General features: G+C 61.0%; 25 protein-coding genes. 17 read left to right on the top strand and 8 right to left on the bottom strand.

All coding sequences use genetic code 11. The features are described 5' to 3' along the window. The first annotated feature begins 55 nt into the window (after window positions 1-55). The 3 genes from hpf (at window position 56) to QP999_RS00205 (ending at window position 4,035) form a co-directional block, all read left to right on the top strand. Window positions 56-700 (top strand): ribosome hibernation-promoting factor, HPF/YfiA family, encoded by a 645-nt coding sequence (gene hpf / locus QP999_RS00215; RefSeq protein WP_070522571.1) that lies wholly within the window; start codon window positions 56-58, stop codon window positions 698-700. Window positions 701-976: 276 nt separating this feature from the next. Next, window positions 977-3,529: a preprotein translocase subunit SecA gene (gene secA / locus QP999_RS00210; protein WP_284847331.1), complete on the top strand. Its 2,553-nt coding sequence runs from the start codon at window positions 977-979 to the stop codon at window positions 3,527-3,529. A 146-nt stretch (window positions 3,530-3,675) separates the two neighbouring features. Then, complete coding sequence (locus QP999_RS00205) at window positions 3,676-4,035, top strand: hypothetical protein (RefSeq protein WP_070564902.1); 360 nt, start codon at window positions 3,676-3,678, stop codon at window positions 4,033-4,035. On the opposite strand, the gene QP999_RS00200 is transcribed toward QP999_RS00205, so the two are convergent. Beyond that, complete coding sequence (locus tag QP999_RS00200; protein ID WP_284847330.1) at window positions 4,032-4,553, bottom strand: hypothetical protein; 522 nt, start codon at window positions 4,551-4,553, stop codon at window positions 4,032-4,034. The genes QP999_RS00205 and QP999_RS00200 overlap by 4 nt on opposite strands. Window positions 4,554-4,676: 123 nt before the next feature. On the opposite strand from QP999_RS00200, the gene QP999_RS00195 reads away from it, so the two are divergent. From QP999_RS00195 to QP999_RS00180, 4 genes are all read left to right on the top strand, one after another. Next, the gene (locus QP999_RS00195) at window positions 4,677-5,087 is read left to right on the top strand and encodes an HAD-IA family hydrolase (RefSeq protein ID WP_070522579.1); all 411 of its coding nucleotides are present in this window, start codon (window positions 4,677-4,679) and stop codon (window positions 5,085-5,087) included. A 12-nt stretch (window positions 5,088-5,099) separates the two neighbouring features. Next, window positions 5,100-5,606 carry a DUF6912 family protein gene (locus tag QP999_RS00190; protein WP_180952063.1) on the top strand — a complete coding sequence of 169 codons (507 nt, stop codon included), beginning with the start codon at window positions 5,100-5,102 and terminating at the stop codon, window positions 5,604-5,606. Between the two features lie 85 nt (window positions 5,607-5,691). Beyond that, entirely contained in the window at window positions 5,692-6,033 is a 342-nt protein-coding gene (locus QP999_RS00185) for a hypothetical protein (protein ID WP_070597299.1), read from the top strand. Window positions 6,034-6,086: 53 nt separating this feature from the next. After that, on the top strand, window positions 6,087-6,533 hold the full coding sequence (locus tag QP999_RS00180; RefSeq protein ID WP_284847329.1) for a hypothetical protein: 447 nt from the start codon (window positions 6,087-6,089) through the stop codon (window positions 6,531-6,533). A gap of 228 nt (window positions 6,534-6,761) precedes the next feature. Here QP999_RS00180 and rsgA read toward each other — a convergent pair whose 3' ends face one another. After that, the gene (rsgA, locus tag QP999_RS00175; protein ID WP_070530831.1) at window positions 6,762-7,784 is read right to left on the bottom strand and encodes a ribosome small subunit-dependent GTPase A; all 1,023 of its coding nucleotides are present in this window, start codon (window positions 7,782-7,784) and stop codon (window positions 6,762-6,764) included. After that, the gene (aroA, locus tag QP999_RS00170; protein ID WP_070530829.1) at window positions 7,777-9,081 is read right to left on the bottom strand and encodes a 3-phosphoshikimate 1-carboxyvinyltransferase; all 1,305 of its coding nucleotides are present in this window, start codon (window positions 9,079-9,081) and stop codon (window positions 7,777-7,779) included. The genes rsgA and aroA overlap by 8 nt, the downstream gene beginning before the upstream one ends. On the opposite strand from aroA, the gene QP999_RS00165 reads away from it, so the two are divergent. Together QP999_RS00165 and QP999_RS00160 are read left to right on the top strand one after the other, a co-directional pair. Beyond that, window positions 9,080-9,742, top strand: coding sequence for an SOS response-associated peptidase (locus QP999_RS00165; RefSeq protein ID WP_070597306.1), 663 nt, complete (start codon window positions 9,080-9,082; stop codon window positions 9,740-9,742). The genes aroA and QP999_RS00165 overlap by 2 nt on opposite strands. Before the next feature lie 124 nt (window positions 9,743-9,866). Further along, window positions 9,867-10,556, top strand: coding sequence for a hypothetical protein (locus tag QP999_RS00160; protein ID WP_210386357.1), 690 nt, complete (start codon window positions 9,867-9,869; stop codon window positions 10,554-10,556). A gap of 188 nt (window positions 10,557-10,744) precedes the next feature. Here the strand turns inward: QP999_RS00160 and ybaK are convergent, their stop codons facing one another. Beyond that, a complete protein-coding gene (gene ybaK, locus QP999_RS00155; protein ID WP_284847328.1) occupies window positions 10,745-11,248 on the bottom strand; it encodes a Cys-tRNA(Pro) deacylase in 504 nt (167 codons plus the stop codon). A gap of 37 nt (window positions 11,249-11,285) precedes the next feature. Between ybaK and QP999_RS00150 the strand changes: the two genes are divergently transcribed. Together QP999_RS00150 and rsrA are read left to right on the top strand one after the other, a co-directional pair. Continuing rightward, entirely contained in the window at window positions 11,286-11,891 is a 606-nt protein-coding gene (locus QP999_RS00150) for a sigma-70 family RNA polymerase sigma factor (RefSeq protein WP_284847327.1), read from the top strand. Next, window positions 11,891-12,163 carry a mycothiol system anti-sigma-R factor gene (gene rsrA, locus QP999_RS00145; protein WP_070520186.1) on the top strand — a complete coding sequence of 91 codons (273 nt, stop codon included), beginning with the start codon at window positions 11,891-11,893 and terminating at the stop codon, window positions 12,161-12,163. The genes QP999_RS00150 and rsrA overlap by 1 nt, the downstream gene beginning before the upstream one ends. Before the next feature lie 59 nt (window positions 12,164-12,222). Here rsrA and QP999_RS13430 read toward each other — a convergent pair whose 3' ends face one another. Both QP999_RS13430 and QP999_RS00140 read right to left on the bottom strand, forming a co-directional pair. Next, a complete protein-coding gene (locus QP999_RS13430; RefSeq protein ID WP_100227335.1) occupies window positions 12,223-12,297 on the bottom strand; it encodes a 50S ribosomal protein bL37 in 75 nt (24 codons plus the stop codon). An 85-nt stretch (window positions 12,298-12,382) separates the two neighbouring features. Further along, a complete protein-coding gene (locus tag QP999_RS00140; RefSeq protein ID WP_010189168.1) occupies window positions 12,383-12,640 on the bottom strand; it encodes a WhiB family transcriptional regulator in 258 nt (85 codons plus the stop codon). Between the two features lie 590 nt (window positions 12,641-13,230). Here QP999_RS00140 and QP999_RS00135 point away from each other — a divergent pair. Beyond that, window positions 13,231-13,689, top strand: coding sequence for a hypothetical protein (locus tag QP999_RS00135; protein ID WP_284847326.1), 459 nt, complete (start codon window positions 13,231-13,233; stop codon window positions 13,687-13,689). A gap of 10 nt (window positions 13,690-13,699) precedes the next feature. Here the strand turns inward: QP999_RS00135 and QP999_RS00130 are convergent, their stop codons facing one another. Further along, the gene (locus QP999_RS00130; protein WP_284847325.1) at window positions 13,700-15,001 is read right to left on the bottom strand and encodes an Rv3212 family protein; all 1,302 of its coding nucleotides are present in this window, start codon (window positions 14,999-15,001) and stop codon (window positions 13,700-13,702) included. Beyond that, the gene (locus QP999_RS00125) at window positions 14,998-16,386 is read right to left on the bottom strand and encodes a DEAD/DEAH box helicase (protein WP_070532469.1); all 1,389 of its coding nucleotides are present in this window, start codon (window positions 16,384-16,386) and stop codon (window positions 14,998-15,000) included. Before QP999_RS00125 ends, QP999_RS00130 begins: the two co-directional genes overlap by 4 nt. Window positions 16,387-16,490: 104 nt before the next feature. On the opposite strand from QP999_RS00125, the gene QP999_RS00120 reads away from it, so the two are divergent. From QP999_RS00120 to QP999_RS00100, 5 genes are all read left to right on the top strand, one after another. Next, window positions 16,491-16,712 carry a DUF3107 domain-containing protein gene (locus QP999_RS00120; protein WP_070520196.1) on the top strand — a complete coding sequence of 74 codons (222 nt, stop codon included), beginning with the start codon at window positions 16,491-16,493 and terminating at the stop codon, window positions 16,710-16,712. 32 nt (window positions 16,713-16,744) lie between these two features. Beyond that, window positions 16,745-17,686 carry a DUF3152 domain-containing protein gene (locus tag QP999_RS00115; RefSeq protein WP_284847324.1) on the top strand — a complete coding sequence of 314 codons (942 nt, stop codon included), beginning with the start codon at window positions 16,745-16,747 and terminating at the stop codon, window positions 17,684-17,686. A gap of 32 nt (window positions 17,687-17,718) precedes the next feature. Further along, window positions 17,719-18,492 carry a hypothetical protein gene (locus tag QP999_RS00110; protein ID WP_070520200.1) on the top strand — a complete coding sequence of 258 codons (774 nt, stop codon included), beginning with the start codon at window positions 17,719-17,721 and terminating at the stop codon, window positions 18,490-18,492. A gap of 111 nt (window positions 18,493-18,603) precedes the next feature. Further along, on the top strand, window positions 18,604-21,672 hold the full coding sequence (locus QP999_RS00105; RefSeq protein WP_284847323.1) for an ATP-dependent helicase: 3,069 nt from the start codon (window positions 18,604-18,606) through the stop codon (window positions 21,670-21,672). Continuing rightward, on the top strand, window positions 21,665-24,877 hold the full coding sequence (locus tag QP999_RS00100) for an ATP-dependent helicase (RefSeq protein WP_284847322.1): 3,213 nt from the start codon (window positions 21,665-21,667) through the stop codon (window positions 24,875-24,877). The genes QP999_RS00105 and QP999_RS00100 overlap by 8 nt, the downstream gene beginning before the upstream one ends. Window positions 24,878-24,914 lie beyond the last annotated feature (37 nt).

Genomic DNA, 24,914 nt, shown 5'->3' with positions numbered 1-24,914 from the left:
GAGCGTCCGCAGAATGTGCAGTCATTCAGTCCCCACGAGAATAGGGAGGCATTTCATGTCCCAGCAGACCAACGCTCAGGTCACCATCACCGGCCGCAACGTGGAGGTTCCGGAGCACTTCCAGGACCGCGTCACTGAAAAGCTGGCCAAGATCGAGCGTCTTGATCCGACCCTGACGTTCTTCCACGTGGAGCTGCAGCACGAGCCGAACCCGCGCCGCGAGTCCGAGGCTGAGCGCCTGCAGATCACCGCCACTGGTAAGGGCCACATCGCACGCGCCGAGGCCAAGGAAGATTCCTTCTACGCGGCGCTCGAAACCGCCCTGGGCAAGATGGAGCGCTCCCTGCGCAAGGTCAAGGTACGTCGCGAGAACGTGAAGTCCGGCCACCGCGCTCAGAAGGGTACTGGTGAGATTGCCGCTGAGCTGGTTGCCGAGGCTGAAGCAGCCAAGCCGGCCAAGGAAGAGCGCTACATCGACCCCTACGCAGAGACGGTCGAGGACGTTCGCCCGGGCCAGGTTGTGCGCTTCAAGGAGCACCCCGCCACCCCGATGTCTGTTGATGATGCACTCAGCGAGATGGAGCTGGTTGGCCACGACTTCTACCTCTTCATCAACGAAGAGAACAACAAGCCTTCCGTGGTCTACCGCCGCCACGCATTCGACTACGGTCTCATCTCCCTGACGGATGCTGATGCTTAAGGCCTAAGCCTTCAAGGGTCTTAGCGCCCCAACCCACAGGCTCCCTGCCCCGCAGCGCACGCGCGCAGCGGGGACAGGGAGCTTTCTTAAGTCTCTATTAACATCCATTAATCCCTGTCTGCTGAGCTTTGCGTGGGGAGGAGGCGGCCGCAAGAGGGGTGCCGGGCAGTGGCCGGATTCGCACTTTGGGTTGGGTGGCGAATCATTACAGAAAAGCTAGTGAGTACAATGGCGACGAGTTAACTTATTTGTCGCGACAAGAAGGATTATCTAGACGTGTTTGGACTTTCCAAGCTGCTCCGTGCCGGTGAGGGACGCACCGTCAAGCGCCTGGCTAAAATTGCAGATGATGTTATTGCCCTAGAAGATAAATTCGCGGCGCTGTCGGATGATGAGCTAAAGGCTAAGACTGACGAGTTTAAGAAGCGTCTGGCGGACGGCGAGAAGATGAATGACATTCTTCTCGAAGCCTTTGCCACCGTGCGTGAGGCAGCCTGGCGAGTGCTCGACCAGAAGCACTACAAGGTGCAGATCATGGGCGGTGCAGCCCTGCACTTCGGCAACGTCGCCGAGATGCGCACCGGTGAGGGCAAGACCCTGACCTCCTTGCTGCCGGCCTACCTCAACGCGCTGGAGGGCAAGGGCGTGCACATCGTGACGGTCAACGATTACCTGGCCAAGCGTGACGCCGAGATGATGGGCCGTGTCCACCGCTGGCTAGGCCTTACCGTGGGCGTCATCCTTTCTGAGATGCGCCCTGCGGATCGCAAGGAAGCATATGCGTGCGATATTACGTACGGCACCAACAACGAGCTGGGCTTTGACTACCTCCGCGACAACATGGTCCGCTCGCTCAACGACACGGTCCAGCGCGGCCACAATTACTGCATCGTGGATGAGGTTGACTCCATCCTTATCGATGAGGCCCGTACCCCGCTCATTATTTCCGGTCCGGTTGACGGCTCCTCCCAGTTCTACGGCGTCTTCTCCCAGCTGGCGCCGAAGATGCGCGAAGGTATCCACTACGAGGTGGACCACAAGAAGCGCACCATCGGTGTGCTGGAGGAAGGCGTGGAATTCGTTGAGGATCAGCTGGGCATTGAGAACCTCTACGCCCCAGAGCATTCCCAGCTGGTGTCCTACCTCAACAACGCCCTGAAGGCCAAGGAGCTTTTCACCCGCGATAAGGACTACATCGTCCGCAACGGCGAGGTTCTCATCGTGGATAGCTTCACCGGCCGCGTGCTTGCTGGCCGTCGCTATAACGAGGGCATGCACCAGGCCATTGAGGCTAAGGAAGATGTGGAGATTAAGAACGAGAACCAGACTCTGGCCACCGTTACGCTCCAGAACTACTTCCGCCTGTACGAGAAGATTTCCGGCATGACCGGTACCGCAGAGACCGAGGCAGCCGAGCTGCACTCCATCTATGGTCTCGATGTGGTGCCGATTCCGACCAACAAGCCGAACCAACGTATCGACCACTCCGACCGTATCTACAAGACCCAAGAGGCGAAGTTCGCCGCGGTGGTTGATGACATTGAGGAACACGTCGCCGCAGGTCAGCCGGTGCTGGTGGGTACAACCTCTGTGGAGCGCTCCGAATACCTCTCCCAGTTGCTGAGCAAGCGCGGAATCAAGCACTCGGTGCTTAACGCCAAGCACCACGAGGAAGAGGGCCAGATTGTCGCCCGTGCCGGCCGCCCCGGCACCGTTACCGTAGCCACCAACATGGCCGGCCGTGGTACCGATATCGTGCTCGGCGGTAACCCCGAGGTCATCCTGGATGAAAAGCTGCGCGATCGCGGCCTCGATCCCTTCGAAGATGAAGAGAAGTACCAAGAGGCCTGGGACGCCGAAATCGATCGCGAAAAGGAACACTCCAAGAAGCTGGGTGACCAGGTCCGCGAGGCCGGCGGCCTGTACGTGCTGGGTACCGAACGCCACGAGTCGCGTCGTATTGATAACCAGCTGCGCGGCCGTACCGGACGCCAGGGTGACCCGGGCGAGACCCGCTTCTACCTGTCCATGCGTGATGAGCTCATGGTGCGCTTCGTGGGCCAGTCCATGGAGAACATGATGAACCGCCTCAACGTGCCGGATGACGTGCCAATTGAGGCCAAGATGGTGTCCAACTCTATTAAGGGCGCACAGGCGCAGGTTGAGAACCAGAACTTTGAGATGCGTAAGAACGTGCTCAAGTACGACGAGGTGCTGAACGAACAGCGCAAGGTGGTTTACGCCACCCGCCACGACATCCTTGAGGCCAGCGACATCAAGGACAACATCCGCGAGATGATCGACGACACCGTGTCTGCCTACGTGGCGGGTGCTACGGCCACCGGCTATGTGGAGGACTGGAACCTGGACGAGCTGTGGAATGCCTTGGAGTCCCTGTATGGGCCGACCAAGACGCATGAGGAGCTTGTCGACGGTACCGAGTACGGCTCCGCCGGCGAAATCTCCGCCGAGCAGCTGCGCGATGCACTGGTGACTGATGCCAACTCCGAGTACGACAAACTTGAAGAGTCCGTCAGCGCCATCGGCGGCGAGAGCCAGATGCGCAATGCAGAACGCATGATCATCTTGCCGATCATTGATCAGAAGTGGCGCGAGCACCTCTATGAGATGGACTACCTCAAGGAGGGCATTGGCCTGCGTGCAATGGCGCAACGTGATCCTCTGGTGGAATACCAGAAGGAGGGCGGCGACATGTTCAACGCCATGAACGAAGCTGTGAAGGAAGAAACTGTGCGCCAGCTGTTTATGTTGCGTAAGCAGTTCAAGGCGCAGGAAGAGGCGAACGCCGCGGACGAGGCGGAAGCCTAGTAAATGCCAACGCCACAGCGTTATTGAGCGCTGAGGTGCAGTGAGGCGCCGTGTGGGAAGTGCTCCCCGCGGCGTCTTTTTTATTGGAGGCACTTAGGTATATACTGGCAAATTAGTAATTATTATTCTTCGGAGGTTGAGTTAGTATGCGCCGCTTGTCTGTGCGAGTAGGTCTATCCGTGTTCGCATCTGCCACCCTGCTGGGTGGCGGCGCGGCTGCATCTGCTGTGGAGCTTGCTCCCGAAGAACAGTGCCAGCTCTCTTCCGTTTTGAGCTCGCATGGAGATGAATCCGCCAAGGACACGGTACTCAGCTCCCAGGACATTGTTCCCACCGAGTGTGGCGCAGTGGCCACGCCGGAAAGTGCGGAAGAAACCACCAAGAAATCACCGGTAGTGGGGGCCACGATGTTCGGCGGTATCAGTTTGGCTTTGGTGAGTGCTTCCGCTGCATTCGCGGGCATCGACTGGACGCCAATCTTGATCAAGCTGGGGTCGCTTTTCTAAACTTCCGGCTCCCCGTTGCCGTGGGGATGCATGCCGACTGAAAGCAACCGGAAGGAACTCAGGTGCCGTCCAACGGCGGCGCCGGTAAAGGCGCGTCGCGTCGATCCCATGAGTACCGAGCCGAAGAACTCGCCATTCGAGCGCGCATGCAAGCTACGCAGCGCCATCCCTCCGCGCCACTCCGACGACGCCTGGGCCTTCCGCCAAGCGCGGACATGGCTTGCAATTTCCGGTGCAAAACGTGGGTTGTTGAGGTGGCTTAAAGGCCGCAGCGCGGCGGCAACTTCTAGAACTATGACTACAAGCCCGTGGATCTCTTTCCGCGTAGCGAGGTCACCCGCAGTAGGTTGACGCTCGTAGCGGATACGTTGTGGGGCGACATACAGCTGCAAATGGCTCATGCCAGGGATGGGGGTGTACATGGGGATCGCGTCCTCTTCCGCGATAAGCGGGGCGGAGGAGTGCACGAAGGCTAGGTTCGGGGCGGGCGCGGTGAAGGAAGGTGGACGCACGTTCATTGTGCCACGGTAGGCCTATATGCGGCTAGAGCACTGCAGTGCATAAGCCGGTGAGAGCGGGCAGGCGGTATGTTCGCTATACTTTCGGACGATAAACACAGTTCAATGCGAAGGGTAGATAATATGCGTGGACTCATCGTCGATTTTGTAGGCGTTCTTGACGGCACCGAAGAAGACGTCAAGCGCTGGCGGGATCTGTTCGCCGCCGCGAAATCAAACGGAGTTGCCACCGCAATCCTTTCCAACGATCCGGGCGGCCCGGGCGCTGAGCACATTCGTGAGTGGGAATACCGCGGCATCGTTGATGCCGTTGTGCTTTCTGGTGAGGTCGGCGCTGAGAAGCCGGAGCGCGCTGCTTTCCAAGCCGCAGCGGATGCCATTGATCTGCCGATTAATGACTGCGTCATGGTGGATGACTCCATCGTTAACGTGCGCGCGGCGGTGGAAAACGGCATGGTCGGCATGCTCTACACCGTCTTCGACCGCACGAGCGTAGAGGTTCAGGCAGTCTTCGACATTGAAGGTGAGTTCTAAGTGTCGAAGGATGTGCGCGTCTTCCTGCCAGCAACCTTTTCCATGCTGGCTGAGCTCGAGGAAACCGGCCAGCTTGCTGCCCGCAGCGGTTGGGGTTTTGCGCTAACCCCCGCGCTGCGCGAGTTCTACACCGAGGGTGACGAGGAAGAGATCGAATACTCCGCTTTCCTCGAAGCATCTATGGCTTCGCTGAGGCTCTTGGCTATCGGTGATGAGGAGAAGTTTCCGCACCGCCGAGTCGTCATTTCCGTCGACGTGGACGAGTCCGTGGTGACCCCGAAGCCGGACATGGGGGAACCGGTCGTGGCGCTGGATCCCGCGACCATCACGAAGGACAATCTTCAGGCCATCCACGTGGACATCGAAGAGTCCGAAGCCGCTACTGCCAAGGCTATCGACGCCATCGATAACGCCGACCTTGGTGACGAAGATGCTGAGCTCGCCGTCGGTGATGCCCTGGATAATTTCATGGCCTTCTATGACCCGACCGAATTGCCTATCCTCGTGGAGCTTCTCTAAGCATTTTCTGGGCTTTCATCGCCGTGGGCTCATGCATGGTGCTAATCTGAGCCTTTATTGTCGTCGCCAGAAAAGGAGCACCACCATGAAGGCAACTCGCTTTGCTAGCCTTGTCACCGCTGCGGCCCTGAGCACCGCATCTCTCGTCTCAGCGCCAGCTGCCGGAGCTGAGGAAGCAGTAGCGCCGACAGTGCAGACTAACCAGACCGCGCAGGGGAGCTCTCTTCAAGGAACTGCTAACAACAAACCGGACCCCAGCAATCCGGACCCCGACATGGCCGTGATGCCTAAGACTCCGTGGCTGCGAATTCTTGAGGGCTCTTCGCAGGGGCCGGCAGGCGTTATTATCGCCATCCTTTTCGGCATCGTGAGCATCGGTCTGGCCGCGTACAAGGAGTTCGGTGATTACCTGCCCAAGCTGGGCTAAATGCTGATAGCCTGCAGGGGTAATAGTCAGCCTGATCGAAAGGTCCCCTCAGCATGTCTTCCTCTCGTCTTCGCCGGGTAGTTGCCGTCTCTACTGTGTCTGTTGCTGTCCTAGCCAGCGGTGCCGTTGCCCCCACGGCCGGAGCCGTGACCACTTCCATCAAGGATGAAAAGTGCACCATTACCTTGAGCGAGGAGGAGGCGAGCGATCTTAAGAATGCGGAGTCGAAGGACAACGATGTCGATAGCAGCCTGCTGAAGGATGGCCTTAAGATTCTTCCCAAGGACGCCGAAAAGCGTGCACGTGACGTGGAGAATCAGTCGGAAGAGCTCTACCGTGCCCTAGCTGGCTATGAGGTAGACGCTGAACTCGGTGGTGAGGAATCCGCCAAGCGCGCCAAGAACAACATTGCGGTGGTGGAGGCCTTCCGCAAGATTGCGCCCGACTACGTTAAAGCTCTCAACGCCTGTGCGAAGAAAGAAGAGCTCAATAAGGAATAAGAAGGCGGTGGCAACACCTCCTCCAACATTGACACGGGCGGCGCTGTCATCCTCGGGGTTTCCGGTGGCTTGGCCGTGATCCTCATGGCTCTTCGCGCGGCAGGCCCCTACCTGAAGACCGTCCTGCCGCCGCAGCTGACGGCAATGCTCCCGATCTAAAGCCTCGGTGCCTTAAGAACGCGCAAGCCCCTTCCTTTAGGAAGCTTCGGGCTTAAGGCCCTTTGGGCCTTAAGCCCAGTCAACATTGGTGCGCAGGGACGCCAGCAGGGTGCGCACTGCATCGCGACGGCGCGCAGAAGCCGTGCCCTCTTCGATGCTTAGGTCGAGCCCGCATTCGGGGTCCGCAGGTGGCCCAGCATGCGTGCAGCCACGCGGGCAGTCCTCGATGGCTTCGGCAAGATCGTCGAAGACCTCGATGACGTTCTCCGCGTCAATGTGGGCTAAGCCGAAGGAGCGGATGCCGGGGGTATCAATGATCCAGCCGCCGTGTGGCGTGCTTCCTTCAGCGGGCAAACGCAACGCCACCGACTGCGTCGACGTGTGCCTTCCCTTACCCACGGCGGAAACCTCGCCGGTCTCCCGGTTGGCATCGGGGACAAGCCGGTTCACCAGGGTGGACTTTCCCACGCCCGAGTGGCCGATGAGAGCGGTGACGTGGCCGTCGATGGCCGCACAGACGTGCTCCAGCCCGTCGTCGACGCCAGCCTCCACCACGGTGACATCCAGATCCGCAAACTCCTGTGCAAACGGAGTGGGATCAGTGAGGTCTGTCTTCGTCAGACACAGCACCGGCTGGATATTTCCGGCAAAGGCAGCGATCAAGGCGCGCTCCACGAACCCGGAGCGCGGCGGCGGATCAGCCACGGCGCTCACGATAAGTAGGCGGTCGGCGTTTGCTACCACGATGCGCTCATAAGGGTCGGTGTCATCCGCGGTTCGCCGCAGGACGGAGCGGCGCTCCTCGAGCTTCACGATGCGTGCGAGGGTGTCTTTCTTACCCGAGGTATCGCCTACGACGCCGACCCGATCACCAACCTCGACCGGAGTGCGGCCCATCTCGCGGGCGCGCATAGCGGTAACCACGGGGCCGTCGTTATCAAGCGCGACACCCCAGCGCCCGCGGTCTTTGGTGATGACCATGCCAAACTTGGCATCCTTGTGCTTCGGGCGGTCCTTCGTGCGCGGTCGCGACCCCTTTCCGGGCCGGATGCGGACGTCGGATTCGTCGTAGCTGCTTGCGCGCCTAGCCACGGATCATGGCCTCCCACATATCAGCAAAGCCAGGCAGAGTCTTGGACGTGGTATCAATATCCTCGACCTGGACGCCGTCAACGGCCAATCCGATAATGGCTCCGGCTGTCGCCATGCGGTGATCCGCGTAGGAATGCCATACCCCGCCGTGGAGTGGGGCAGGGGTGATGCGGAGGCCGTCGTCAAGCTCGGTGACGTTGCCACCAAGGGCGTTGATCTCCGCAGCGAGAGCCGCCAGGCGGTCCGTCTCGTGGCCACGCAGGTGTGCGATGCCAGTCAGCGTCGATGGCGTTGAGGCCAGAGCACACAGCGCAGCCACGGTGGGGGTGAGCTCACCGATATCGCCCATGTCGAGGTCGATGCCGCGCAGGCTGCGCGGGCCTTCCTGCGGGCCGGTCACCTTTAAGTAAGACGCCTCGCCGGGAGCCTGGGGGACATACTCGACCTTCGCGCCCATCTGCTCCAGGATGCCTCGGAAGGCGTCACCCGGCTGGTGGGTTTCCTCCGGCCAGTTCGGAATGCTCACGCTGCCGCCAGAGACGGCGGCAGCGGCAAGGAACGGAGTGGCATTGGAAAGATCCGGTTCAATGCGCCACTCACGGCCCTCAATCTCACCATGGTGCACGTCCCAGGTGTCCTTGCCCACCTCGACGCGGACACCGGCTTCGCGCAGCATACTGACGGTCATCAAGATGTGTGGCTGGGAGGGCACTGTGCCGCCTTCGTGGCGCACGCTTAGTCCCTTGCGGTAGCGTGCTCCGGCCAGGAGCAGACCGGAGACGAACTGGGAGGAGGCGGAGGCATCGATGGTGACCTCGCCGCCCTCCGGAACGCCGTGGAGGGTGATGGTCAGCGGCAGGCTGTCGCCCACAATGTCCACGCCCAGCTCACGCAGAGCCGCGGTCATCGTGGACATAGGGCGCTTGCGGGCATATGGGTCACCGTTGATGACAACGGGGCCATCCGCTAGCGCTGCCACCGGTGGTAAAAAGCGCATAATTGTGCCGGCCAGGCCGCAATCTACCTTCGCTCCATGCAGCTTTCCGGGAGTCACATGAAGATGCGGGCCTTGTTCGGAGATACCCACGCCCATGGCCTGCAAGGCCTCCTTCATCAGGTTGGTATCGCGGGAGACCAGCGGGTTATAGATGATAGACGGGGAGTCAGCCAGCGCAGCAAGGATGAGGGCGCGGTTGGTCATCGATTTTGACCCGGGGAGGTTTTGCGTCCAGGACAAGGGCCCAGACGGTTGGGGTGCGCTCCAGAATTCAGACATGTAGTCCATAATAAAGGGCATGTGCGGAAGATTTGTTCTGTTCACCGAGTCCTTACTGGAGGAAGTAGGCGCGTGGGAGTCCATCACGGAGGTCCACGCGCCGGAAGGTCTGCCACCGGCGCGGTATAACATCGCCCCAACCCAGACCATCGCCATCGTCCGAGCTGAGGAGCATACCGCTCGCGTGGAGCCCGCACGCTGGGGGCTTATTCCGCACTGGAAGAAAGATCCGGACGGCCCGCCGCTATTCAACGCACGCGCGGAGACCGTGGCGGAGAAGCCCTCCTTCCGCGATGCCTTCAAGGCACAGCGCTGCGTCATCCCGCTGGACGGCTATTACGAGTGGAAGGCTGGGGAGGACAAGAAATCCAAGAAGCAGCCCTATTACGTCACCGGCCCTGATGGGCTGCTGTGGGCAGCAGGGCTGTGGGCCACGGGTATGGATAGGCTGTCGGCCACGATGGTGACCACGGATGCCACGGAGGAGATGGCATGGCTGCACCACCGGCTGCCCAAGTTTTTGACCACGGAGGAAATCGCGCCCTGGCTGGCGGGGGAGGCGCTTCTGGAGCCGAGCACCGTGCGGGGCTTTCAGGCACGCCCCGCGGATCCGGCGGTGGGTAATGTGCGCAACGACTACGCAGAGCTTATCGACGAACCACCGTCGACCACCCTGTTCTAGCTCACCCTGTTTTAGCGTGTGAGTGTTATGTCCATAGTGGCGTAAGGCGACCGGCTAACGCCGGTGGAATTTGCCAGACATGTGGTTGGATACTGGTATGGACAGAAGGCATATTGTCGACCGATTGTCGGATGCTCGCATGCAACCGTTTTTGGATGAGTGTGGCGGGAACTGTAAGCGCGCGCTGGCGTTATATGGATGGCATGCAGAGTTATCGTCTGCTGTTAAAGATGTTTTGGCGTTAACAGAAATCTTTCTGAGAAACGCAATTGACAAGGAATTGCTTGCTTGGAATGCCCGTAATAATGGTCCTCAAAGCTGGCTACTTGATCCGCCTCCTCGCCCCTTGCGTTCGATTGTCGGCTCCCAGAGGGAAAAGGCGATTAGGCGTGCACAAGCAGCGGTAGATTGCCGTCCTTCATCTCATCCTCGTCACGGTTGTGCTATCACTCATGATGATGTGCTTTCCCATACGACTTTCGGTCTTTGGCGTACGCTACTACCGAATCATCACCCTAACGCTAATCACGCTGCACCCGAGAATGTAGGACGACAAGTTTTATGGAATCAGGCTATTAAGTCTGCGTTCCCTAATGTGACCGACCCCGACGGATCGATTACGTATTGGAACGTATCGCACTGTAACGATTTGCGTAATAAAGTCGCTCACATGGACAGTCTTCTGAATGTGAACGTGATTGTCGAATCGCGGAGAGCGTTTGAATTGATTGATTCGATGGATCACCAAATTGCAACGTGGGTGTCGTCCCGAAGCCAGGTATCAAAGGTATTTAATAAGCGTCCTGGTCAATAAAAAAGAGCCATCTGGCGCATACGTCCAGAAGACCCTTTTTAGTCATAGCAAGGGACCATGTCCTTACTTTCTGACTCTGACTATAGGTGGCACGTCCCCGTGGTGTCAAGATTTTTGACTAGTACGGCTATTTCACTGCCGTAAACGTCCAAAAAGCCACTAGACATCACAGTTCTAGCGCGTGAGGTTTAGGCGGCGAGCACGTCAGCGAAGGAAAGGTCGAGCACACGGGGGAGATCCTCCGGGTTCATCTCGATGTCGAGTCCCCGCTTGCCACCGGAGAAAAAGATGGTGTCGAAAAGCAGCGCCGTTTCATCAACCACTGTCGGGAGGATGTGCTTGTGTCCCAGCGGGGAGATGCCGCCGGGGATGTAGCCGGAGGATTTGGAGGCGTCGGCAGGCGCGGCCATCGTGGCCTTAGAAGCGCCGAAAGCAGCGGCGGCCTTCTTGAGGCTGAGCTGGTAGGTAACCGGAAGGACGCACACGGCGAGCTGGCGCTTGGGGCCTTTGCCGGCGCTCAGATCGATGACGAGGGTTTTGAAGATGCGCTCAGGCTCGACGTCGAGCGCCGCCGCGGCTGCGTCGCCGAAGTGCTCGCGGCCACCGTCGAAGGTGGAGACTCTGTGGTCTATGCCTGCCTCTTCGAGGATTTTGAGAGCGGGGGTAGCGGCGTGCGGGGTCTTCTTGGCCATAGAATCCACCCTAGTCCGGAGCGCTAGGATGGTGAGCATGGCCACCGAAACGACGAGCGAGACGCTTCAGAAACAGCGATTGTTTGAGGAGCAAGCCTTGCCCTTGCTGGATCAACTGTATGGCGGAGCGATGCGCCTAACGCGCAACCCCCAGGATGCAGAGGATCTCATCCAGGAGACCTACCTCAAGGCCTATAGCAATTTTGATTCCTTCAAACAGGGGACGAATCTCAAGGCCTGGCTGTATCGCATCATGACGAATACCTACATCAACTCCTACCGGAAGGCCAAGCGCCGTCCGGTGGAATCCTCAGCGGATGAGCTGAGTGATTTTCAGCTCTACACCACGGCCGGGCATGACTCCACGGGCCTGGAATCGGCGGAGGTCGAGGCCCTCAAGCAGATGCCGGATTCGGAGATTTCCGAGGCCATGAATGACCTACCGGAGGACTACCGCATGGTGGTGTACTACGCGGATGTAGTGGGTCTGGCCTATAAGGAAATTGCGGACGTGATGGGCACACCGTTGGGAACCGTGATGAGCCGCCTCTACCGCGGAAGAAAACTGCTCCGCGCGGCGTTGAAGGACGTAGCACGTGAAAAAGGCATTGGTCGCAACCACCCAGAGATGGAGGAGAAGTAATGGAACGCGCAACAGGACGCAATTGCGGTGCGTGTAACTCTCCGGAGGTTGAAGCGCTCTTTAGGGAGCTGTTCGATGAATCGACGAGCTACGCGCGAGCTATGGCAATCCGCGAGCATCTTGCGCAGTGCGATGCCTGCCAGCAACGCCTTGAGAGCGAGGAAGTAGTTCGGGCACTCGTACGCAAGTGCTGTGGGGGACAGGCCGCGCCGCAGTCGCTGCGCCAGCGCATTAGCGTGCAGATTACGAGGACTGAAATTACCTGGGGATAAGCAAAGGGCTCGTTCCCGCCCACGGTGGTGGGGTGAGGAACGAGCCCTGAATGCTGACGTTATGCGTTAGGACGCTTGCCGCGGTTAGCGGACTTCTTGCGGCGATCCTTGCGCTTACGGCCACGCTTGCTCATCGCGTACTCCTTCTGTTAAGGGTGAATGAACTTATTCAACTGTAGCGGCAGGGTATGCCTGGGTGTTAATCGGGGGTGTGTCTGTTTAGGCAGATACGCGGGCACGGCCGCGGCTGCGGTTGCGGCGCTTGATAGCGCGGCGCTCCTCCTCAGAAAGGCCGCCCCACACGCCGGCATCCTGGCCGGACTCGAGGGCCCACTTGAGGCAGGAAGAGGCAACTGGGCAGCGGTTGCAGACCAGCTTGGCCTTAGCGATCTGGGTGAGTGCGGGGCCGGAGTTACCGACAGGGAAGAAGAGCTCCGGGTCCTCGTCGCGGCAAACGGCTTCGTGGCGCCAATCCATGATTGAAATCTCCTAACAAATTTTTGACAGCAGTGGGTGAAGTGGGCGCACCAAGGGCAGTCCACGGTGGTGAACTGAACTGAGTGCTACTGGGTGTAAGTGGACTGGTCTGCGGTCAGTGGGGCCCTGTCTCGAGTTAGGGCCAGCGTCGACGCCGCCGTGGTTCACTTTCTGTTAACTCGAAGGATTCTCCGAGTTAAGAACTGATTTAACAGCTCGTTGTTTTGCTACCTGAGAATAATGACACGTTTACTCAAAGTCCGCTAGGGGTAAAGGGCTAAAAGTGTCCAACGTCACTAAATAAATTCTTCCAATTTGCACTTTTCTAATGGGTGGGCGGCTGTAAGAAGCCTGTCAGTAGCGTCTCTACCTGCGGTGACGGGGAGATTGGGGTGAGTGTGGTGACCTGGATCGCGTCAAATCCATCAACCTCCTCGCTGCCCCCGAAAACACAGCAGGAGGAAAGTCGAAGCTGAGTACAGGAAGTGCGAGTACTGCGGCAATTGAATTGGGCAATTGAATTGGCAGTGGGTGAAGCTTTGGCGTGGAGACTGCCTAAACCATGGGGCAGGGAAGTAGACTAAACGCCCGTGAATAAGAAGAAGAACCAGCCCTCAACGACACCTGACCGAGCTGCCGGAAACCGTGCACCGCGTGCGGTGATGGCGGCTGCCGGCATCGCCGTGGTCCAATCCATCGCGGTTATCATTTTCGGCATCTTCCTCATCGTCCGTGAGGTTGCTGGCGCTGAGAACGGCTCCATGGTGTCCGATTCCGGCGCATCGAGCTTCGTGGGCCTGGGCACTGCCATCTTCATCTTTATCGTGTTCGGCTTTGTCATCGTCGGCTCGTGGGCCTTCGTCAAAGGCAAACGCTGGGGCCGCGGAGCCATCGTGCTGGTGGAATTCATCCTGGGCGCCATGGCTTTTCAGATGTTTAGCGGCGGCTCAGCGCTGCTAGGCATCGTGACCTTGGCAAGCGCCGGGCTCGTCCTATACCTGCTTATGGCGCGGCCCGAGACGGCGCAGTGGGCTGAAAGCCACTTTTAGTAGGGCATGCCTAGGCGGCGGTGAGCGCCACAGCGGTGTCGCCGCGCTGCTCAACGATGACCGTGCCCGCTAGCGTTAGCGAAATCGGGCCGGAATAGCCGTCACGGTCAACAGGGATGGTCTTCTCGGTTTTCCCGGTAGACCAGTTCACCACGTCGATCCCCTCCCCAGTGGGGACGAGTAGGCGTTCGTCGACTGCGACGCCGGTTCCCACTGCTTGCTCGAGAATGTGATCCACCTTGAGCTCTGTAGGGGTAAAGAGGTAGAGACGCGCGCCGTCGAACCACGACATGTGGTGCGGAAGATCCGCAATCGCGGGCGCAAAGGGGGACGCGGCGTTGGTGATGGACTTCGAAGGCTCAACGTCCGTGGAAGACAGTGTTTCACCTTCGAAGCTATAAGAGACGATGCGCGGTGAATCGCCAGGGAGGAAGACTGCGGCCGCCTCCTGGCCGTAGGCGATGAGGCGCGCACCAGGATCCTCAATTTCGATGTCCTTTGTAATTTCCGGAGAACGGGAATCCTCAGGAGTGGCATTTTGGATGCGCAGCCACGTGGAGTCCGGGGAATCTGGGCAGGTTTCAGTGACACCCAGTGTTTCGGTGCGGGTCAGCGCTGAGGTGATGGCGCAGTCCTCGTGGGGCTGTAGGTTCGGCTCCTGTTTGGCGTCGACGTCACCGTACTCAACCGAGCGCACAAGATCCGAGCGCCAGAGCTCTACGCGCTCTGCGGAAACGGTGCCCACGCGGTCATTCGACATGATGGGGACCACCTCCTCGGAATTGCGGGCGCTGCGGGTATCGGAGTATTGGCCGGTGGCGGCATCGATCGCCACTACATCGCCGCAACCATTGCCTGCGTCATAGGAAGCCACAATTTTGTTCCACGCTGTGGTGAGCGAACACAGGTCGGCATCGCGGCGTTGATAGGTCCAGACTTCGTCGCCGGAGGCGTTCGAGGCGCTGAGCATATCGCCGTCATGGGTGATTAACAGGCCGTTGGAGGATACCGCGCGAGCCTGTCCCGGCACGAGAGTGTTGGGAAGGCTGAAGGCTTCGGTGAGGGAGCTCGGGATGGCATCGAGAAGCGCCGGTTCATCGTCGGACGCGGCGTCTACCGCCGGGGTGAGCTCCGCCTTATGAATGGGTGCGGTGATGACCGCGCCGCCGATGGCGATGGCGCAGACCGCACTGATGGCGCCCACGGCAATCCAGTCCGCCTTCGTGGAGCGCAGGATGGGAGCCTTCTTCGACGAGTCGACCTTTGCCCGGGCCTTATCCAGCTGGGCTTCCTGGGTGTGCTCGGTGCTCATCGATGCCCTCCTTGACGGGGATTGCGTTTGCGGGAACGGGTGCGGCGAGAGGCGCGGGTGGAAGCCGCCGAGGAACGCGAGGAGCCTCCACGCGGCGATTCCCCGCGCGAGCCCGAACGCTTCGCTGCGCCCAGCACCTTGGTGGGCGGACCAACGGTGTCAGAAACGCCCTCGGGAATATCGAGCGCTTGCGCAAGCTCAGGAGAGGTGCTGAACCACTGTGGCGGCTCGGGCTGGTCCAGAGAAAGCTCATCGTTGATAACCTGCCATTTGCTCAGCTCATCGTAGCCAACGAGCGTTACCGCCGTGCCGGTGTGGCCAGCGCGACCGGTGCGGCCAATGCGGTGGACAAAGGTCATGGGGTCATCCGGCACCTGATAGTTGATGACATGGGTGACATCATCGACGTCGATGCCGCGAGCGGCGACATCCGTGGCCACCAGAATCTCCACGGTGCCTTCGCGGAAGGCGGAGAGCGAGCGCTCGCGAGCCTTTTGATCCAAATCGCCGTGGACCGCGCCCACGCTAAAGCCGCGCTGCGCTAGCTCGTCTGCGACGGCGGCTGCCGAGCGCTTGGTGCGCGTGAAAATGATGGTGCGCCCGCGGCCTTCTGCCTGCAGGATCTTTCCCAAGACCGCGATTTTGTCCATGCGGTGTGCCTGGAAGGTGACCTTGCGCGTGGAGGAGTGGGTTTGTTGGGCGTCGCCGGACTCGGCGCGGATGTGGACCGGCTTGTTGAGGAAGGTGCGGGCCAGCGTCACGATGGGCCCGGGCATGGTGGCGGAAAAGAGCATGGTCTGGTGCGGGTTGCCGTGCAGGAGGGAGAGAATCTTCTCAATATCCGGCAGGAAGCCCAAGTCCAGCATCTCATCGGCCTCATCCAGAACCAGAACGCTGACCTGGTCGAAGGACAGGTGCTTCTTCTGGCAGAGATCGAGCAGGCGGCCCGGAGTGCCCACGACGACGTCCGCGCCCCTCTTGATGTGTGTGATCTGCTCTTCATAGGGACGTCCGCCACACAGGGTGACGATGCTGAGCGGAAGATTGGCGGCAGCAACCTTGAGGTCCCCGCTGACCTGGATGGCCAGCTCACGGGTCGGCGCGATGACCAGTGCGCGGGGAGTGCCGTCGAGCTCCGGGATGTCGGCGTCATCGAAAACGCGATCCAGCAACGGCACACCGAAACCATAGGTTTTTCCCATGCCGGTGCGCGCTTGGCCAATGAGGTCGTGGCCATTCAGGGCGATGGGCAGGGTGAGCTCTTGGATGGCGAAGGTGTGCGTAATCCCGTTCTCAGCGAGGGCATCACAGATCTCTACGGCGACGCCGAGCTCGGCAAAGGTAGGGGATTCGCGGGAATCGCGGGATGATTTCGGGGCAAGCACACCTTGATAGTAGAGGACGTGGCTATAGTGGGGCCATTAGAGCGCCGGGGGCGCAGGCCTCATGGCACGGACTAAAGAACACGATTTAAGGGAGTAGACACCACATGGACATCAAATTTGGCTTCGCCGATACCGCCCGCGAACTGGTCATTCACGCGGATGGTGAGCGAGAAGAGCTGACCCAGACCATCAACAACGCCTTGGGGGAGAACTCCACTCTCGAATTGAAGGACACCAAGGGCCGCACCTATATCGTGCGGACCGAGCGTGTGGTCTACGTGGAAATCGGCACCGTGCGCGCCCACACCGTTGGATTCGCAGGCTAAGTACGCGCTCGCTGCCTCAGCGGGTAGCCTAAATGGCCATGGATAATCCCGCGGAACTTAAGCAGCGCCCACAGTTCGTCTCGGCGGTGGAGCGTTTCGCTCGCGAGTACGGCTGGTGGCGAGTGGTGGCGATCCCCGTCATGGTCGTCATCACGGTGTGGGTGCTGGTTGATGTTTTTCGTTCGCCGGCCCAGGAAGCGGAGGTCTCGGCGGCAGGGGAGACGTCGGCAAGCACTGCGGCTGCTGACGCACCCTCCCCCAAGGGGCCTGATCCCGCCAATGCCAGTGCAGTTGCCGCGGCCAAGGATGGCTTGCCCGCCGGCGGTGATTTCACTGAACAAGGAGACGAAAGCTACCGCGACGCGGGCCCATCCTCTATGCATGCGGGTAAAGGCGGGAAGCAAACCATCCGGTTCTCAGTCGAAATCGAAAATGGTGTGGACACCTCCGCCTATGGCGGCGATAGGGCCGTCGTAGCGCTGGTCGACGCCACCCTGGCCGACCCCCGCGGGTGGACCGCCAACGGCGACTTTGAGTTCATCCACGTCAAGGCTGATGACAATCCCGATACGCACATCCGCCTGACCTCGCTGGGGACCACGGCGAAGTTGTGCGGCGCGCAATTGGAATCAGAAACCTCGTGCCATACCACCATTACCGGGGAGTCCACGGTGAACCTCAACGAGTCCCGCTGGGTCCGGGGCGCTGCACCATTTGAGGGGGATTTGGGCAATTACCGCCAGTACTTGATCAACCACGAGTTTGGTCACGCCATCGGATTCGCCGCGCACCAGCCCTGTGGCGGCGCCGGTAAACTCGCACCGGTCATGATGCAGCAGACGCTGAGCTTGAACAACGCGCAGCTCTTTGAGAAAGAGCCAAACGAGATCTATCCGGATGAGGATGTCGCCTGTGAGCCGAACCCCTGGCCCTATCCGACTCCCGCAAGTTCCGATCACACTAAACCCGAGTAAATCGGCCCGAAGCTAAAAGGACTGTTTCCCCAATGCCACTGCCTCCTGAGCCCGTTCTTGCAGCCTTTAACGCTGAGTTCCATCCCCGCAGAACGCAGGGAGAGCTCGTGGGGCCTGCCTGGGATAACGGGATTCGCGTCGGGGATATTGTTTTTGCCGAAGCTCGCGCGTGGACCAGCTGGTCCGCCAAGGTGCGCGAGAAGCTCAGCCTGCCGGGAGCGCGCATTGCCCGCCCGGTGCTGACGGCGGATGGGCGCTACACAGCTGCCGGGTGGAAGGCCACGCAGTTCGTGGAGGGGCAGTTGCGCGGGCGCATTGATGAGACCGCGCAGTTGGCGCTGCGGCTCGATGAGGCCCTAGCGCTGGCGCCACTGCCCACCCTGGATAGGCGCGAAGATGTTTTTGCGCGGGCAGAGAGGGCTGCCTGGGAGGAGAGCGGTGAGGCCTATTCCGATACTGAGCTTGCAGGGCTTCCACTGGTCACCGCGCACGTGGATGTCCTGGGGACCACGGTGTTCTCCGGGGCTAACCCGCCGGCGCTGACTGATATTGTGCCTTCCGCGGCCCCGCGCCCGGTGGGCTGGTCCGCCGCGGTGGTCATGGTGGATGGCCTCATTGCGGGGGCGGTGGACGATGAGATTTGTGCTCGCTTTGCGTCAGTACCCGGTATACAGCAGTTGCTCTTGCGTGCTGTGGCATACCGCCGTTACGTCAATATCCTGCACCCGCGGTCAAAGGCGACCGTGCGTTCGAACATCGAAAGGGTAGAAGCGGCCCTCGTGTCCGCAACATCTGACAGACTGTAGGGCGTGAAGTACAGCAGCGATTCCCCCACACGTACCGGCGTCACGCTTCCCCCCTCGCCGGATGTCCGCCTTATTCCCCGGAGACGTCGTGCCGCCTCACGCAGGTGGGACGTGCCATTGCCGCAACAGGGCACGTGGAGAGTCCTGGGAGCGGCGGGGTCGGGAGTATCGAGCCTGCTTATCGACGTTGTCTTGGCACAACTGAACGCCGGCGCCGATGCCTCCGGCATCCTTGTCGTTGCCCCGTCCAAGGAATCCGGCTCGTTGCTGCGCCGCGAGTTAGCTGAGAACCTCGATGACTACGCCGCGCAGACCTCGATGGTGCGCTCGGTGCACTCGCTGGCTTTTGCTCTCCTGCGCCAAGGCAGCGAGGAAGAGCTGCGCCTCATTACCGGCGCTGAGCAGGATGCGGTGATCCGTGAGCTGCTCCAGGGTCATGCAGCCGATGGCAGGGGCGCGTGGCCGGAGGAGATGCGCCCAGCCCTTGAGTACGTGGGGTTTGCGCGCCAACTGCGTGACCTGTTGCTGCGCTCCATCGAACGCGGCCTGGGGCCTTCAGATTTGGAGGAGCTGGGACAGCGCTACTCCCGGCCCATGTGGGCGGCCGCGGGCGAGTTCCTGCGCGAATATGAGCGCACCCAGGCGCTGGCGGGTTCGCATTCCTATTCCGCTGCGGAGCTGGTTAGCCAGGTTCTTTTGCGCCCGGAGCTGCTGCGTGAGCATCCATGGCACACCATCGTGGTCGATGATGCCCAGCTGCTGGACCCGACCTCAGGGCAATTGATTGCTGAGCTGGCAAAGACCGCTCGCCTCACAGTGATTGGTGGTGACCCCGACCAAGCGGTCTTTGCCTTCCGCGGTGCCAACTCGGAATTCCTCACCACTTGGGAGGCAGAGAACGAGCTGCGTCTGAGCTCTACGCACCGCACGCCTTCCCCGGCGTGCGTCAGCGTTGTGGATTCCCGCGGTACTTTGCGTGATGTATTGGCTAATACGGTTCGCCGCCGCCACCTCGAAGACGGGGTGCAATGGCGCGATATCGCGGTGATAGTGCGCTCCACCGGGGATATTGGTCCCGCCCGTCGCACACTGCTTAGCGCTGGCGTGCCGGTACATATCAATCCCACGGACGTCGTGCTTGCTGAGCAGCGCTTGGTCAAAGCAGTGCTCCTGGCGTTGCGCGCCTTGGAGAATGAACTCGATCCTGCAGAGCTCGAGGACCTGATTACTGGGCCTGTCGGTGGAGCTGACCCGGTAACATTGCGCCGACTCATCCGCGGCCTGCGCCGTTGGAAGCCGGAACAGCGCGGAATGGAATCGCTGCGTGAGCTGCTGGACGGTGAGTTGCCGGACTTCAACAACCTCCTCACGGAGCGCGAGGAAGCGATTCTGGCGCGCATTCGCGGGGTGCTGTCTGCTGGGCGCGCGGCCCTGCGTGCGGGAGCTGCCGTTGAGGAAGTCCTCTGGGAGGTGTGGCAGGCCACCGGTTTGGACACGCGCCTGCAGGCAGCGGCTCTGCGCGGTGGTGCCGCGGGCTCCCAGGCAGACCGCGACCTGGATGCGATGATGGCGCTGTTCGACGCTGCCGGTGATTACGCCGAGCGCCGTCCGGCGGCATCGTTGGAATCCTTCATCTTGCACATCACGGAGCAGGAGCTGCCTACCGGCGTGCGCGACCGCCGCGCGGCCTTGCCCGATGCTGTAGAGATCCTCACTGCGCACGGCGCGGTGGGGCGCGAGTGGGACACCGTCATTGTGGCGGGCGTTCAAGAGGGCACATGGCCCTCGGTGGGGGAGACCGGCTCCCTCTTTGGACAAGAAGACCTCATTGATCTCATCGACCGCGACATTACGCCCGGCACACCGGTGAGCCACGTGTCCGGGCGCTTAGCGGAGGAGCGCCGCCTCTTCCACGTGGCTACCACCCGCCACTTGAGCCGCCTGCTCATCGTGGCGGTGGATTCGCCGGAGGGCGATGTGGTGGAGGAACCCTCCCGCTTCATCGACGAATTCCTTTCTGCACGCGGAGTCGATGTTCCCGGGGCACAAGCGCGCCGGGAGGCCGGCCAGCGCTTGGCGCGCCAGGCCTGGCCGCGGGAGTTGGGCCTCGAGGTTCCGGATCCGAGCCCGGTCACACTGCACAGCGGTTCACGTGGCGATGAGGAAGTGGATCCCCTCGATGTCTCGGTGTTGTCAGTGCCTTCCTTCGTGGCGCAGCTACGCCGCTGCGCTACCGATCCGGAAACCGGAGAGGCGGAGCGCTCCCAAGCAGTACGGCAGTTGGCACGCTTGGCAAAGGCTGGGGTCCCAGGGGCGCATCCCGATCACTGGTGGGCCGCGCGCGGCGTGGCCTCCGAGCTTCCGCTGCGTGGTTCGAGCACAGTATCGCCGTCTCGGGTCGATGCCCTGCTCACGTGCCCGCTCAACGCCGTGTTGGGGCAGCTGGTGGAAGATGATTCCTCGAACATCAACCTCGTGCGGGGCAACCTGGCGCATGCCTTCTTGGAGGCTTTAGGCCGCGGCGCGGCCGCAGAGCCTGCGAAGCGGCTGGTGCTCGATGCTTTCGACTCGCTTGTGGAAGGCCCAGCGTGGCACCGGGAAGCTGAACGCGCGGACTTTGAACGCCTCATCGACCGCACCCATGGCTGGGTGCTCTCGAGTTCAGTCTCGCTCGAGCCCGTGGGTGTCGAGGTCCCCGTCACCGTGGATATTGGCCCCGAAGTCACCATCCGTGGGTTCATCGACCGGCTGGCAAAAGCCGGCGAGGACTACGTTGTGGTGGATCTCAAGACGGGGACAAAAGTCCCGTCGGCGACCAGCGCTCAGGACAATACTCAGCTCATGACGTATCAATTGGCGCTAGCACACGGCCAGCTCGTCGGGGCTGCAGCAGAACCAGGTAGCGAATCCCATGACGTGTCCATCCGGACCGGTGATGGCCTGCCGCGCGGCGGTGGTGTTCTGGTGTTCCCGCGGTCGAGCGCTGCCTCCGTGCCCACCCGAGAACAAGCCACCAAGCCCCCAGAAGAGCTTGCGGAATTTGCACAAATGCTGCCCGCGCTCGTGGCTGAGCTGCGCGGACCGGATCTGACCGCGCGCGAAAACGCCGATTGTGATCGCTGCCCGATCCGCTCTATTTGCCCTGTGATGAATGAAGGAGGTCTGGTGACCAATGCCTAAGAATCCGGCTCAACACTTCAGCCCTGAGGAGCTTGCTGCCGCGCTGGGCAAGCCTTTTCCTCCCACCCCGGAACAGGCCGCTGTTATCGATGGCCCGCTCGGTCCGAAACTCGTCGTGGCCGGCGCCGGCGCTGGTAAGACGGAAACGATGGCCTCACGCGTGGTCTCACTCGTGGCAAACGGTCTGGTGCGGCCGGAGCAGGTCCTCGGCCTCACCTTTACCCGCAAGGCCGCCCAGCAACTGGAGCAACGCATCCGCCGCCAGCTGTTGACGCTGCGTTCTTCTGGAATCCTTGCCCCGGGCAGCCCGGCGGCTGAGGCGGTGGAGAATATCGCTCCCAACGTGTCCACGTATGACTCCTATGCAGGCGATCTCGTCCGCGAGTATGGCTTGCTCATGCCGGTGGAGCCGAATGCCCGCATCATCACGGAGGCGGAACGCTACGCCATCGCCCACGAGGTGGTCAGCAACTACACGGGCTCGCTGAGCACCGATAACGCGGTGGCCACGGTGACCGCGACCTTGCTCAAGCTCGCGGAAACGATGGACGGGGAGCTCAAAGATCCACAGGATCTCTATGAGCACGAGGATATCTTCCGAAAAACCGCTGAGGATCTAGAAAAGAGCAAGCGGACTAAAGGCGAGTTCGGCAAAGACTTGCAGAAGTACTTGGATATCCAGCGCCTGCGCTTGGAGTACCTGCCCTTGGTGGAAGCACTCAAGAAAGAACAGGCGGAGCGCGGGGTGATCACCTTTGGTGAGCAGATGTCCATCGCCGCTACCCTGGCCAAAAACTTCCCGCTTTTGGGTGAGCAACAAAGCGCGCGCTACCGCGTCATCATGTTGGATGAGTACCAGGACACCTCCCACGCGCAGCGCATCCTATTGCGCTCCCTCTTTGGCGGCGAGCGAGAGGGACTATCCGTTACTGCGGTCGGTGACCCCATGCAGTCCATCTATGGCTGGCGTGGCGCGACGGCCGAAAACCTGGAGGCTTTTGTCACGGACTTTCCGCAGCCGGACGGCACCCCGGCGCCGAAGGATCAGCTCACCACCTCCTGGCGCAACCCTTCGACGGTACTGGGGCTGGCCAATGACGTGGCTTCGGAGCTCTTCTCCTCAAGCCCCGGCGAGCGCCCCGTGGATGAGCTGTCGCCCAAGCCCACCGCACCGGCCGGCACGGTTGAGCTGGGTTACTTCGCTTCGGAGGACGAGGAGCGCGCTTTCATCGCTGAGCATCTTCGTCAGCTCTATGAGTCCACGCCGGAAGGCGAGGATTTCAACGCCGCCGTGCTCGTGCGCACCAATAAGCAATCGCCGTTGATCGCCGCTGCCTTGGATGAGGTTGGCGTGCCCAATGAAATCTTCGGCCTCGGTGGGCTTCTCTGGCAGCCAGAGATCCAAGACCTCGTGGCGGTGGCTACGCTCTTGGTGCGTCCACAGGACAGCGCAGCGGCATTGCGCGTGCTGACCGGGCCGATGTGCGGCTTGGGCATCGCCGATATCCAGGCGCTGCATTCGCGTCAGCGCAACCTGGCAGGCACCACCGAGGGCCGCACGCGGTGGGAGGGCGGTGATCCTTTGGAGCACCTGGCTATCCAGGTCGAGGAGATCACTGCGGAGGGCCCGGACCAGGTGCTGGGGCTTGCCGACGCCCTCGCAGACCTCGGCGAGCGCGATCGCTACAGCGTGGAAGGCTTAGAACGCTTGGAGGAGGTCTCCTCCAAGCTGCGTTACTTGCGCACCTATTCCCTGGGTAAGTCGTTGAATGACATTTTCGCCGACATTGAGCTGCTCTTCGGCCTGCGCACCGAAGTCCTCGCTTCCGGTAAGGCTGGTGGGACTACGCACCTCGACGCCTTCGCTGACTTCGTCGCGGGCTTCCACGGGGATGGCCTGGCCGGCCTCTTGGACTACCTTGAGCTGGCTAAGGAGAAGGAAGATGGACTCGAGCTGGGAGAGGTCCCGCTCGTGCGCAACCGCGTGCAGATCATGACAGTGCACAAGGCCAAGGGCTTGGAATGGGAGCACGTGTGCGTGGCACATGCGGATTCCTCGAGCTACAAGGCGCAGGCGGAAACCTTCCTGACCAAGATCGAGAAGGCCCCGGGCGATGAGGACGTCATTGATGTCCCCGAGGATGCGGTGACACGCACCGACTTCGACAAGGCGTGCACAGCATTCAAAGAACAAAACCGCGAGTTCCAGGCAGAGGAAGCGGCGCGTCTTTTCTACGTGGCCATGACCCGCACGGAGTCCACGTTGACGGTGACGGGCTCCGGCACCAACAGGATGAAGGGCAAGAACAAGAAGGGGCCCTATTCCTACCTGCAGTTGCTGGCGGATAAGCACCCAGATCTGGTGGTCCATTGGGAGGTCCCCGAGGTTCCGGAAGAAGAAGCGGAAGGCGCGGTTAACGAGGCGTCTTTTCCCTCGCTGACCCCGCAAGCGGAAGCACTGAAAGCAGCAGACGCGGTGCGCGCGGCGATGGAGGACTTACCGTCGCTGCGTGATGGCGAAGTCTTTGGGCTCTGGGAGCAGGAGGCGAGTGCGCTCATCGAAGAACACAAGGCCCTTCAAGCCCCCGTGGTCGATGTTGAACTGCCTGGCGAGCTGACGGCCTCCGACATGGTGGCTATGTCGGCGGATCCCACCCAATTCGCGCGCCGCCAGCGTCGCCCCATTCCCTTCAAGCCCAATTCCTATGCCAAGCGCGGCACAGCTTTCCACGCCTGGCTGGAGGATCGTTTCGGTTCCCCAGCCTTGCTGGGGGAGGACGAGCTGCCAGGCTCGCACGACGAACCGGACCATGACTTGGAATCCCTCAAGGAGTCTTTCCTGGCCTCCGAGTGGGCACAGCGCACTCCCGCTTATGTCGAGGCCCCCTTCGAGATCACCATTGGGGACTCGGTTGTCCGCGGCCGCATGGACGCGGTGTTCCAGCAGCCGGATGGCTCCTGGCTCATCGTGGACTGGAAGACCGGCCGCCGCCCGCAGGGCGCCGCATTGGCCTCGGCGCAGATTCAGCTGGCTGTCTACGCAGAAGCATGGCGGCGCATCCACGGCGTGGAGACCGTCCGCGCGGCGTTCTTCTACGTGCATGAGAATTATCTCTTGGAGCCGGATGACTTGCCCACCGGAGCACGGTTGGCTGAGCTTTTAAGCTCCGCAGTTTCCACGCCACCGGGGTTGAGTCTAAGGTAGTCTCACGAGGAAATCCGCACTGTCTAGGGAGGTTGGC

It is taken from the genome of Corynebacterium sp. MSK004, from assembly GCF_030232515.1.
Classification (GTDB): domain Bacteria; phylum Actinomycetota; class Actinomycetes; order Mycobacteriales; family Mycobacteriaceae; genus Corynebacterium; species Corynebacterium hesseae.
The sequence above is the reverse complement of the archived record's forward strand: the minus strand, read 5'-3'. Positions and strand labels throughout refer to the sequence as shown.